This is a genomic window from Nitrosospira sp. TNL200 (assembly GCF_055386305.1).
The window spans coordinates 781,605-795,020 of record NZ_AP041003.1 but is presented as its reverse complement, the minus strand read 5'-3'; the positions used below and the strand labels follow the sequence as shown (position 1 = coordinate 795,020).

Annotated in this window: 3 protein-coding genes; all 3 read right to left on the bottom strand. The window is 59.9% G+C overall.

From position 1 onward, the window contains the following. The 3 genes from ACZ5CE_RS03570 to ACZ5CE_RS03560 are packed head-to-tail and all read right to left on the bottom strand — an operon-like array spanning nucleotide 1 to nucleotide 13,370. Nucleotides 1-3,354 carry an amino acid adenylation domain-containing protein gene (locus tag ACZ5CE_RS03570; protein ID WP_464576362.1) on the bottom strand — a complete coding sequence of 1,118 codons (3,354 nt, stop codon included), beginning with the start codon at nucleotides 3,352-3,354 and terminating at the stop codon, nucleotides 1-3. A 54-nt stretch (nucleotides 3,355-3,408) separates the two neighbouring features. Then, on the bottom strand, nucleotides 3,409-8,061 hold the full coding sequence (locus ACZ5CE_RS03565) for a type I polyketide synthase (RefSeq protein WP_464576361.1): 4,653 nt from the start codon (nucleotides 8,059-8,061) through the stop codon (nucleotides 3,409-3,411). Then, a complete protein-coding gene (locus tag ACZ5CE_RS03560; protein WP_464576360.1) occupies nucleotides 8,061-13,370 on the bottom strand; it encodes an amino acid adenylation domain-containing protein in 5,310 nt (1,769 codons plus the stop codon). Before ACZ5CE_RS03560 ends, ACZ5CE_RS03565 begins: the two co-directional genes overlap by 1 nt. Nucleotides 13,371-13,416: the final 46 nt, after the last annotated feature.

Sequence of the window (13,416 nt, the reverse complement as noted above, 5' to 3'; positions counted from 1 at the left end):
TCAGCTCTCCAGTAAATCGAGCAATTCCGACATTCCCAGCAGCTCGTTCTGCGTGGCATCCTTCACGCATGCGGATGAGCATCTTTCCTGTATGACTGCTGCAATATCGGCAAGCAGGGGTTTTTCAAAGTACAGGCGCAACGGCAAAAAAATGGATAACGCCTGTTGCAGCTTCTGCTGCACCTGCAGGATCGCCAGCGAGTGTCCCCCCACCTCGAAGAAATTATCGTTTCTTCCCACCTGCGGTATGCCCAGCACTTCCGCCCAGATGCCCGCCAGCATGGCTTCCACTTCCCCCTGCGGCGCTTCATAATTGCCGGCATCGGCATATTCGGGCTCGGGCAGCGCCTTGCGGTCCACCTTGCCGTTCGGGTTCAACGGCAGGCACTCCAGCACGACGATCGCCGCAGGGATCATATAGTCCGGCAGCGCCTTGCCCAGCGCTTCCCGCAGCAGACCCGTATCCACTTCCATGCCCGCATGCGGGCATACGTATGCCACCAGCCGCGCTCCGGAGGGCCCTTCTCCGGCTATCGCCACCGCTTCCCTGATTTCGGGGCACAACAGCAATTGCGCTTCTATTTCCCCAAGCTCTATCCGGAATCCCCGTATCTTGACCTGGTGGTCCAGCCGTCCCAGGTATTCGATCTGCCCATCGCCCCGCCATCTCGCCAGGTCGCCCGTGCGGTACAGCCGACCTCCCCTATCATCAAACGGATCCGCAATGAACCGCTCCGCCGTCAATCCCCCCCGGTTCAGGTAGCCGCGCGCCAGCAATTCCCCTCCTATGCACAACTCTCCTGGCACACCGGGCGCAACCGGCGCGAGATCGCCATCGAGCAAATGGATGTGGCGCCCCGCAAGCGGCTTACCGATGCTCACGGATGCGCCCTTATCTCCCAGGTAATGGCGGCAATCGAGCGCGGTGGCGGTGACGGTTGCTTCAGTCGGGCCATAGGTATTGAGCAGGGTGATGCCGCCAAGCCCGGCGTCGCACCAGGCTTTGATTCCTTCGGGCGACATGGCTTCGCCGCCCGCGTGCACTTGCCGCAACAGACCGTAGTCCCGTGAACCGCGCCTGGCAAAATCCTGGGCCAGTAAAAACCAGTAGGCAGTGGTGAGATCCGCGACGGTGATGCGCTTGCCGATCAGTTCGCGGAAAAAGGTCTCGCTATCCCATAGGGCGGGGCCGCGCAGGACGATGGCCGCGCCGACGCACAGTGGCGGAAAGAGCTGTTCGATAAAACCGTCAAAATTGATGGTGGAAAACAGCAGCATCCGGTCGGCAGCGCTCAGGCCAAAAAATCCTGCGGCTACCTGGGCATGCTCGGCCAGGGCATGATGGGGCAGGCCCACGCCCTTGGGTTTTCCTGTGGAGCCGGAGGTATAGATGACATAAGCCAGGTTGCCGCCATGCAGGCTTACTTCCAGGTCCTCTGCCGATTCTCCCTCCACATCCAGCCTGTCCAGTTCCAGCACTTCGCATCCCGCCGGGTGCGGCAGCCGCTCCCCGACATGGCTTTGCGCCAGCAGCAACCCGATCCCGCTGTCTTCCATCATGTAGCTCAGCCGATCCTCGGGATACTCCGGGTCCAGCGGCACGTACGCTCCCCCGGCCTTGAGGATCGCCAGCAGGCCGACGATCATGTCGATGGAGCGCTCCACCGCGATCCCCACTTTCATCTCAGGGCCAACCCCCAGCCCCCTCAGCCGGTGCGCCAGCCGGTTCGCCCGCCGGTTGATCTCTCCATAGCTCAGCTCCTCCTCGCCAAAGATCAGGGCAACAGCCTGCGGATCCTTCTTCACTTGCCGCTCGATCAAGCGGTGAACCGGCCCGGCATCACCATAACGCTCTTCGTTGATCCCCCAATCCTTCAGCTGCGCGTGCTCCCGCTCGCTCAAAAGATCGATGTCGCACAGGCAGCGTTCCGGATGCTCCGCCAGCTGCCGCAGAAGCCGAAGGTAATGCTCCCCCAGCCGCCTGATGGTGTCCGGCTCGAACAATTCCGCGGCATAGCTGAACAAGGCGCTCACCTCCCCATCCGGGTGCTCGGTCGTGTCCAGCGCCAGCTCGAATTGGGTTTCTTCCTCTCCCGCTTCATAGCTCCCCAGCGCGAGCCCCGGCAGTTGCTCCAGCGGACGATGGTCCTCCCGCAGGTGGTTGTACATGACCTGGAACAGCGGGTTCTGGTTCAGGTTGCGCTCCGGCTGCAATGCCTCGACCAGTTGCTCGAACGGCAGGTCCTGGTGGGCCTGGGCGCCCAGTGCCGCTTCGCGCGTCCGGTCGAGCAGGTCTTCGAGGGTAGCCCGGCTGTCGATGCGGTTGCGCAGCACCTGGGTGTTGACGAAGAAACCAACGATGTTTTCCACTTCGATCCGGTGGCGATTGGCAATGGGAACGCCAACGCGAATGTCGTCCTGTCCGGTATGACGCTGCAGCAAGGCCTGGAACCCAGCCAGCAAGGCCATGAAAAGGGTGGCGCCCTGGCGCTGCGCCTGGCGCTGCAACCCCGCAACCAGCGAGGCCTCCAATACGAATTCATGCCGCGCCGCGCGGTAGTTGGCACCCCGGGGCCGGGGATGATCGGTGGGAAGCTGCAATACCGGATGCTCTTCCCCCAGCTGGGTGCGCCAGTAGGCCAGTTGCCGGTCTTTCTCTCCCGCTTCCAGCCAGTTGCGCTGCCATGCGGCATAGTCGGCATACTGGATCGGGAGTGCCGCCAAGGAGGGTTCCTGCCCCTGTACCCGGGCCCGGTACTGGGCGGCAAACTCGCCGATGATGATGCGATTCGACCAGTCGTCCGTCACGATGTGGTGCATCGCCACCACCAGCAGGTGCTCTTCCGGGGCCAACCGGATGAGCGCCACGCGCAATAGCGGACCCTGCGCGAGATCGAACGGCGTGGCATTGATTCCCCTGATCTCTTCATGCGCGCGCTCCATGCGCTGCGGCACCGGCAGGTGGCACAGGTCGATCAAGGGAATGTCCAGCCGGCGTTCCGCTTCGATGACCTGCTCGGCCATGCCCTCGGCATTCGCCCGGAAAACCGTGCGCAGAGACTCATGCCGCACCACCACCGCCTCGAAGCTCGAACGCACTGCCCCGATATCCAGATTCCCCGTCAGGCGCAATACGCCGCTCAGGTGGTACGCCGTGCTCGATGGCTCCAGCTGCCATAAAAACCAGTGCCGCTGCTGCGCATAGGAAAGCAATGCCGGTCCGCCGGGTTTCCGGCGCGGAATGGTTGGTTCCTGCCGTGGCGCACCGCCGGCGCCGGCCAGTCGCTGCGCAAGCCGGTTCCGCTGCTCGGGTGTCAAGCGGGCGCGGCGCTCCGCGAGGCTACCGCTACTCATGAATGGTTTCCTGCATCACGGCACGACTACGGCAGTGAGATGATACTGACATAATTACGAGTACTCGATCTCATCGATCAGCTTTGCCTCGACCAGCGCCGCCAAGCCTGCAACGGTCGGCGACCTGAAGAAATCCGCCGGATGCAAATCGACGGCAAAGCCCGTCCGAACCCTGGAGAGGACTTGTATCCCGAGCAAGGAATCGCCGCCCAATTCAAACAGGTTATCATTGACGCCGACCGCATCCATTCCCAGCAGGCCCTGCCAGATTTCCGCAATGCTTTTTTCCAGCTCGCTGTCCGGCAATTTAAAAATTGTCTGCAATGCGGGCCGCGGATATCTGTCCTGCTTCCTGGCCGTATCGAACGCCAATGGCTGGGCGACCAGATCATCCTGGGTCTGGTTGAGCCGGCTGTTCAGGTCGATCGTGGAAACAATAACTTGAGGCCTGACAGGGGGTCTTGTTACGCCGCTTCCGCTGCTGAGTCCCCCCACGATGCGCTCGAAAGCCTCGACCCCTTCCCGGGGCCCGATTCCCACCCCGGCAGGCAGCGCCATGCTGGCCGCCATGCCCACTTCCCGCCAGCCGTCCCAATTGACTGAAATCACGGGAAACGGAGATTCGCGGCAAGCGGCGCGGGCGGTGGCATCGAGATAAGCATTGGCCGCGCTATAATCGACTTTGCTGAGGCCGCCTGCGATGGCAGCGAGCGACGAGCACAGCATCATGAAGTCGAGCGCCTCATCCTTGAATACCGCCTGCAACGCGCGCATTCCCTGCACCTTCGGCGCAAGCACCTGGGCAACCATCGCCTCTGTTTTTGCCGAAATCAAGCCACTGCCGACTTCCCCCGCGGCGTGGATCACGCCGTGAATCGCTCCAAACCGCTGGTGCGCCTGCGCGGCAGCCGCTTCCAGTTCGGCCTGGATAGCAACATCCGCCTGCAATACCAGCACTTCCGCACCCAGCGCCTCCAGGTAGATGACCTTTTCTATCTTGCGGCGAACTGAATCGCCGCCAGCAGTATCGGACAGCAGCCTCGGCCAGTGTTCTCGCGAGGGGAACGGTGAGCGTCCCAGCAATACGAGTTTCGCTCGCCGTGTTTCAGCCAGATGCTCGGCCAGGGTAAGTCCGATTCCTCCCAATCCCCCCGTGATGAAATAAACCCCTTCACGCCGGAATTTCCCTGAACCGGGTTGCGAAAGGCCGGCATCGCGAACAGGATCGAAGCATTGAAGCCAGCGGTAGGCACCGCGATAAGCCACAACGGATGAGACAGGATCGGCTTGCGATTCCGCCAGAATCTGCTCCGCAAGGCTTGCGAGGGACCTCTTGCCTATGGAATGCGGTTCGATGTCCACGATACGGCAGGCAAGATGGGAATATTCCTGCGGAATGACTTTGCAGGGACCCAGCAGCATGGCTTTTTCCGGGCGCAGCGATTCATTGCCGGTCACATCCTCCAGCTGATCGGTCACCACCGTGATTTCCACTTTCTTACCCGGAGAGATAAGTCCCGGTGCGCTTTCCAGCGCTTGCGCCAGATAAAACAGGCTGAAAAAATTTCTCGTCTGGCTCTCGGCGAGCGATGGTTCTTCCTCGCCTCCCGTCATGCTCCAGAAATGGAAGATATGGCCGACTTCTTCACGGCCATCGCGGATAGCGCGTAGCAGCAGATCGTAATCGTGCCGTTCGCCGGGCCGCACTAGGTAATGGTCCCTCGCCGGACGCCGGAATGCGGCACCCATGGAAACCATGATGGGTTCGATTCCGGCATTCAGCAAACGAGCGCGAAACGCTGCGCCAAGAAGGGAATCGTCATAGAAAACGATCAGGCGCCCTATCAGCCTGGAAAGGAATTCATCCGGTGCGGGCACGACACTTTCGGAACGATGCCAGGACGGCACGTAAAACCAGTCATCCAGTGAAAGCTTGGCCGATTCCTCTCCCTTCTCCACTGGTATATTCCGGGAAGCAGCGATCGAATCGCTGCCAGTGGTGGCGCCGGGCTTGACCCAGTAGGACTGCCGCTCGAACGGATATGTTGGCAAGGGAATCCGCCGGCGGCGCTCCCTGCCATGGAAATTTTCCCAGTTGATAGGGACGCCGCCCAACCACAATTTGCCAAGCGCAAGATACAAATGCCTTTGCGCCTGATCGGCTCTTCCCGGATGAGGCAGGGACGAAATAACGAGATGCTGCGGACTTGCATCGGGATGCCGTTGCGCCAGCGTGACAAGCGTTTCTCCTGGCCCGACCTCCAGCAGGATGCGGTCCGGGTTGCTCAGCAGTTCCCGCAAACCGTCGCCGAAACGGACTGTTCCACGCACATGCCTTCCCCAGTAGCCAGGGTCGGCCGCCTCTTGGGGGGTAATCCAGTTGCCGCTGAGATTGGAAAAAAATGGAAGTTTTGGTGGACGCGGCCCCGCCTTTTCAACTGCCCGGATGAAAACAGGCAGCATCGGCTCCACCATGGCGGAGTGGAATGCACGGGAGACATGCAATCTTCGGGTTGCGATTCCCTTGCGTCCGAGCTCGCTTTCCGTCGTCCCGATAGACTCCACCGGGCCGGACAGAACGCATAGCTCCGGTCCATTGACCGCTGCAAGGTCGCAATGCACATTCAGGTAGGGCGCTATCTCCGCCTCCGGCAACATGACCGCGAGCATTGCGCCCGCTTCCATCTGCTGCAGCAGCCGGCCTCGCATTGCTACCAGATGCAGCGCATCCTCCAGGGAAAACACGCCAGCCAAGCAGGCCGCGACGTATTCGCCCACGCTGTGGCCTATCATGGCAGCCGGCGAGACCCCCCACGACATCCATAGGCGTGCCAGGGCGTATTCAATAGCGAAAAGCGCCGGCTGGGTAACATCTGTTTGCATAAGCCGTATGGAAGATTCGGCCTGATCCGCTTCATCCATGCCGGGATAAAGCAGTGTTTTCAGATCGAAGCCGAGATAAGGTTTCAACAAATCGAGGCAATGGTCGAATTCCTCGCGGAATACCGCTTCGTTCTGATAAAGATCACGCGCCATATTCACATGCTGGGCGCCCTGTCCCGGAAAAAGAAACACGACAGGAGGATTTTCGACCGACACCCGCCGGGTAAGGAAGCGTCCGGGATCCCGGCTTCTCAAAATGCCGATCGCATCCCCACGGTTGCTGCAAAGGGCGATGGCCCGCTCGGAGAAACGCTTCCTTCCGACATGCAGCGTATACGCCACATCTGACAGGGACACATCCGGTTGTGAATCCGCTTGTTGCTTGTCCAGATGATTGGCGAGGCGGGTAGTCATGGCTTCGAGTGCGTTGCCGCTGCGTGCCGAGAGCGTGAGTATCTGCCAGTTGCGGGAAGGTCCGGACGGTACGGATGGTGGCGCCTCTTCAATGATCGCATGCACATTCGTGCCGCCTATGCCGAAGGAACTGACGCCAGCGCGGCGGGGTGTCATCCCGGCGGGCCAGTGCTTCCCCACGGTATTAACGTAAAAGGGACTGCTGGCAAAATCGATCTGGGGGTTGGGTTTTTCGAAATTCAGGGTGGGCGGAAGTGTCTGGTATTCCAGCGCCAGCACCGTCTTGAGCAGGCCCGCCACGCCTGCCGCGGCATCGAGATGCCCCACGTTGGTTTTGACCGAACCGATGCCGCAAAACCCGTGCCGCTGCGTGCTCTCGCGGAATGCCTGGGTCAGCGCCGCGATTTCGATGGGATCACCCATGGTCGTGCCGGTGCCATGCGCTTCAATGTAACTGATCGTGTCGGGAGATATGCCTGATATCGCCTGTGCGGCGAGAACGACTTCCGCTTGTCCTTCCACGCTGGGCGCGGTATAACCTACCTTGGCGGAACCATCATTATTCATTGCCGAACCTTTTATCACGGCGTGTATGGTGTCGCCGTCGGCCAGCGCGTCGCTCAATCGCTTGAGTACGACGATGCCCACGCCGCTGCCGATCACGGTACCCGCCGCGTCTGCATCGAACGCGCGGCAATGGCCATCAGGCGACAAAATGGCGCCAGGCTGGTAGTGATATCCCTCCTGATGCACCAGATTGACCCAGACGCCCCCGGCTATCGCCATGTCCGCTTCATGATTGAGCAAGCCGCGGCAAGCGACGTGAACTGCCGCAAGAGACGTGGAGCAGGCAGTCTGCACCGTGACCGCAGGGCCGCGCAGATTCAGCTTATAGGAGACGGTGGTGGTCATCGAATCCTTGTTGTTGCCATTCATCAAACCCTGCAGGGAAGATATGTCCTGCATGTCGGAAAAATGCCCGCTGGAAAGCAGATTGAGCAGCAAATAGGTGTTTACGCCGCAACCTCCATACACCCCAATCGGATCTCGATAAGTCGAAGTATCGTAGCCGGCGTCCTCCAATGCCTGCCATGCTGTTTCCAGGAAGAGGCGATGTTGCGGATCCATTTCGGCCGCTTCGCGCGGGTTATAGCCGAAAAAGGAAGCATCGAAAAGATCGACGCCGTCAAGGCGGGCGACGGCTTTCACATACAATGGATCATCGAGCTGGCTGGATGAAACACCGCGGGCCATTAAGTCGTCATCGCTGAATGCAGTGATTGATTCCACTCCATCCCGCAAGTTGCTCCAGAAGGCATCGATATCGCTGGCGCCAGGAAAGCGTCCTGCCATGCCGATGACAGCGATCTCGATGCCAGAGCTCTCCGAAAACTCGTCTTCATGTTGCATCAGTGAATTCTCCCTGCTTTCCGGTTGGATTGAATAAAAGATCCGCGTTGACGCTGTGCCCGCTCCCACTGGCGTTGCGAGGACGCATGTTCTGGCCGTTCCTGTCCGAGGAATTTCGCCAGGCTGGAGACAGTGGTGTATTTGAAGAGATCGACAATGGCGATACGGACACTCATCCGTTCCTCCAGCCTGCATTGCACCTTGATCAATAGCAATGAATGGCCGCCCAGATCGAAGAAATTGTTGTACAGGCCGACGCGAGGAATCCCCAGGATTTCAGCCCAGACCTCGGAAACCAGCGTCTCGATACTGCTGGCTGGAGGCTCGTAGTCCTGGTCGTTCAACTGATCGGGGAGAGGCAGCCGCTGGCGGTCGACCTTGCCATTGGGACTGAGCGGCAGGGTATCCATAAAAACGAACAGGCTGGGCAGCATGTAGTCTGGAAGAACCGTGCCGAGCGCCGTCTTGAGTAGCACGGAATTGGGCAGTACGTCGGTATGCGGCGCCACGTACGCAACCAGACGCGGGCCGTTACGGCTTTCCTGCGCTACTACGGCTGCTTCGCAGACGCCGGGCTGAGCCAGCAGTTGCGCTTCGATCTCCCCCAGTTCAACGCGGAAGCCGCGTATCTTGACTTGGTGATCGAGGCGGCCCAGGTACTCCAGTTGCCCATCCATTCGCCATCGCACCAGATCCCCCGTCCGATAGAGGCGGCCGCCACTCTGGCTGAATGGATCGGCAACGAACCGGTCCCCCGTCAGCGCCGGCCGGCCAAGATAACCCCGCGCCAAACCCAGCCCGCCGATATAGAGCTCCCCCGCGACGCCGGGAGGAACCAGATTGAGTTCAGCGTCGAGCACGTATGCATTCCTTTCGCCTACGGGCTGGCCAATGGGCACATAATCTCCGTCCACGCCTGCGGCGGAAATGCCCACCCAGGTTGTCGGCGTAATGATCGTTTCGGTGGGACCGTAGGCATTCACCAGCCGGACGCGTGGAAATGCAGCCGCGGTAGCCGCAAGATCTCCGGCGAACCAGGCTTCCCCACCCGCGATGCATACGCGGAGCGAACTGGCGCGGTCAGAGCTGGACGGCAGAATCAGCCGCAAATATGCGGGAGGCAAATGCAGCGTCGTTATCGCATGCTGGGTAACCAGGTTCGTAAAATTGTCCGCCGCCAGATCCTCTGCGGATGACAGCACTATCGTTCCTCCACCGCATAATGGAGCCATCCACTGCTCTGCGGCTGCATCGAAGTTTATCGAAAAAAATGAGAGTTCCCGATCCCCCGGCTGCACATCGTAAATTTCCCCGATGGCTGACATATGCATCGCCAGTGGACCGTGGGCAACCATGACGCCCTTGGGCCTGCCAGTCGATCCGGAGGTATAGATCACATAAGCAAGATTGTCGCCATGCAAGACGATGGCGGGATCGGTATCGGGCCTATTGTCCAGGTCCAGCGTGTCGAGTTCGAGAATCTCCAGTTCAAAAGAACCGGATGTACGCGGAATGCGCGCCTTCACATGGCTTTGCGACAACAGCAAGCTGATGCGGCTATCTTCGGCCATATAGCTCAGGCGCTCCTGCGGATATGCGGGATCGAGCGGGACGTAGGCCCCGCCTGTCTTCAGGATGGCAAGAAGGCCTACTATCATTTCGATGGAACGTTCCACGGCAATGCCCACCCTGGTTTCGGGCTTTACTCCCAGCCCGATGAGCTGGTGCGCCAGCCGGTTCGATCTTCGATTCAGGTCCGCGTAGCTCAATTCGAGGCCATCGAAAATCACGGCCGTGGCTTGGGGATTTTTTTTCGCCTGCCGTTCCATTCTATGATGCACCAGCTCTGACATGGCAAAACCGGACGCATGGACGCCCCAGTCCCGGAGCCGCTTTTTGTCGTCTTCGCCAAGCAGATCGATATCGGCAATCGGTTGCCCGGGGCATCCTGACAGCATTTGCAATAGTTCAACATAATGCTGCTCGAACCGTCCCATCGTGGATGGGTTGAATAGATCGGCAGCGTAAATCAGGCTGGCGCGCACATTTCCGTTCGACGACTCCACCGTTTCCAGCGTCAGTTCGAACTGCGCCGCCTGCTCATCGAGTTCGTAGTCGGATACCGTAAGGCCGGGAAGCTGCTGAAGCGACCGGGTATCCCCCAGCAGATGATTGATCGTCACCTGGAACAGGGGGCTGTGGCTCAGGCTCCGCTCGGGTTGCAGCGCTTCGACCAGTTGTTCGAACGGCAGGTCCTGGTGGGCCTGGGCTTCTATGGCCGCCTCCCTCACCTGATCCAGAACGTCGGCCAGCGTCATGCAGCCTCGTATCTCGCCGCGCAATACTTGCGTATTCACGAAAAAACCGATCAAACCCGCAATTTCCAGCCGGTTGCGATTGGCGATGGGAACGCCCACGCGGATCTCCTGCTGCCCTGTGTAGCGGTACAGCAAAACTCGGAAAGCCGCCAGCAACGCCATGAAAAGCGTCGCCCCGCGCTTCTGCACCACCTGGCGCAATGAATTCACCAGGTCCGGGGTCAGGTCGAAGGAATGCCGCGATGCCTGATAGTTCGCGACAGGCTTCCGGGGACGGTCGGAGGGCAGCAACAGCACCGGATGCGAAAACCCGAGGCATGTGCGCCAATAGGCAAGTTGCCTGTCATTCTCGCCGGCATTGAGCCACCGGCGCTGCCAGTCGATAAAATCGGAATATTGGACGGGTAACGCGTTGAAGCTCGGGATCCTTTCCTGCACATGGGCAAGGTAACGCGCGGAAAGCTCGTCCAGCAAAATCTGCATGGATGCGCCATCTGAAATAATATGGTGCATGACCATCACGAGGATATTCTCGTTTTCTGCGACTTGGAGCAAGGCCACCCTCAGCAGTTGGTCCTGCATGAGATTGAAAGGGGCCGAACAAATTCGCCGTGCTTCTTCGGCGGCCCGCGCTTCGCGCTCCGCCACGGCTATCTCGCGCAAATCCACGGTGGTTATGTCGAACTGCATTGGCTGAATCAGTTGTTCCGGAGATCCGTCTGCTCCCGCCCGAAAAACGGTGTGCAATGGCTCGTGGCGGTCAACGAGGCCCTTGAAGCTTGCGCGCAGGGCCTCGACATCCAGCATTCCCCGCAGGCGCAGCGCGTGCTGGATATGATATGCAGTGCTCGATGGGTCGAGCTGCCAGAGGAACCATAGGCGCTGCTGGCCAAAAGACAACGGGGAGGAAAGTCTTTCACGCATTCCGCATGCTGCCGGCAAGATGCGGACGACCGCCTGGCGCCGGAAATTGCCCTTCGCCAGAATGCGCTTGATCTCCATCGCGCACTCCCGCAACCGCAGATTCTCGAACAGGCTTCGGACTGAAAAATCGATTTCCCAATGATCACCGATGCGTACGGCGGCCTGTACCGCGGCGAGGGAATTACCGCCAAGCGCAAGGAAGTGATCATCCGATCGCGCTATTGGACGGTCGAGTACAGCTTCCCAGATAGCCGCCAATGCAATTTCGGTTTCATCGGTCAGCTCTGCATCCGAAGCCGCGGACAATGCTGCTTCCGTCCGCGCTCCGGCACCTGACAGGTAAAGGGCATATTCGTAAATCGCGTAAGCGTCCAGCGTGCGCTCGCGCCAGCCTTGCCGGCACGCCACGCGCTGCAGCTTTCCGCTGGAAGTCCTGGGCAAGGCGCCGGGATTCAGCAACACCACCACGGACAGCGATTCTTGGCAGCTCGCGCTCACCACTTCGTTCAGTGACCTGATCAGGGTCTCCACCGCTACCCGCTTCTGCATTCCCCGGGACACTTCCACGGCGATGCCGATACCTTCGCCTTTGGGAGTTTCCACCGGAAATGCCGCGACCCGGCCCTTTCTGGCGGCTTCCACCTCAGCCTCCACCACCTGCTCGATATCCTGCGGATAAATGTTTTGTCCGCGGACGATGATGAGATCCTTGCGCCGCCCCGCGATATACAACTGCCCGGCATGGATGAAGCCAAGATCTCCCGTGCGCAGCCAGCGGCTCTCCTCGCGGTCGATAAATGTCTCGGCTGTTTCCCGAGGTCTTTGCCAATAGCCGGAGGCAAGGCTAGGCCCGCTCGTCCAGATTTCACCGACCTTGCCATCAGCCATGAAATCCAGCGTTGTGGGATCGACGATTTTTACCCGGTGGTGCGATACCGCGGTGCCGCAAGCTACCAGCGGCGTCCCCTGCTCCGCTACCTCGGCATTGCCCTGGGCCAGTGTTTCCGTGGAGAAATGGTGTGCTTCCATGCCATCCCCCCGCGTTCCGCCCGTTACAAAAAGCGTCGCTTCTGCGAGGCCGTAACAGGGATAAACCACACTGGGCGCAAACCCCGCTGCCGCAAATCTTTCGATAAATGCCTTCATCGTATCGTGGCGCACCGGCTCCGCACCCGAAAAAGCGATACGCCAGCTCGACAGATCGATTCCCCGCAACTGGCTATCCCGGACACGCTCCACACACAGGCGGTAAGCGAAATCCGGTGCGCCGCTGACGGTAGCGCGATGGCGCGTGACGGCTTCCAGCCAGCGAACCGGCCGTTCTATAAAAAATCCGGGGGTCATCAGCACGGCCGGTATGCCGCGATGAACCGGCTGCAGCAAGCCTCCTATCAGCCCCATGTCGTGGTACAGAGGCAGCCAGCTCAGGTATATATCCTCGGCGCTCATCGACATGCCTTCTTCCAGTGCTCTCGCGTTCGCCATCAGGTTGCCGTGGCTCACCATCACTCCTTTGGGCACGGAGGTCGATCCCGACGTATATTGCAGAAACGCGATATCCCCGCTTCGCGGCGCATGGAAACGCCATGTCGGGGCTTCCTCCGTTTTCACTGCATCCACGGCAAGTATCGACGCAGAAGCAAACTGCCCGGTGATCAAAGGGCGAACCTCGCTGGTGGTAAGAATGCAGCAGGCCTTGGCATCCGCTGCGATAGCGAGCAGTCTCGCCAAATGGCGTTCCCGCACGCCTTCAGGCGGGAAGGCGGGTACCGCGATCAGGCCCGCGTACAGACAGGCAAAGAAACTGATGGCGTAATGCTCGTCATTATCGAGCAGCAATAGCGCTCGCTCTCCTACGCGGAAGCGTTCCTGAAGGATTCCAGCCAGCGCGCGGATATGCCGGTCCAGCGTGGAATAGTCGAATTTCGTGTCGATGGCATCGTTCCCTGAGCCATCGGAGGCCACCACGATCAGGGCGGTATCGCTCGGGCGCTCTGATGCCAATGCGCGCAGGTGCGCAACCATATTTGCCGGATAATCGCGTCGCGGAATCAATCTTGGCTTCATCGTAATCTGCTGTTCCTGTCTTACCCGTAGGTTATTCTCGGCAAAA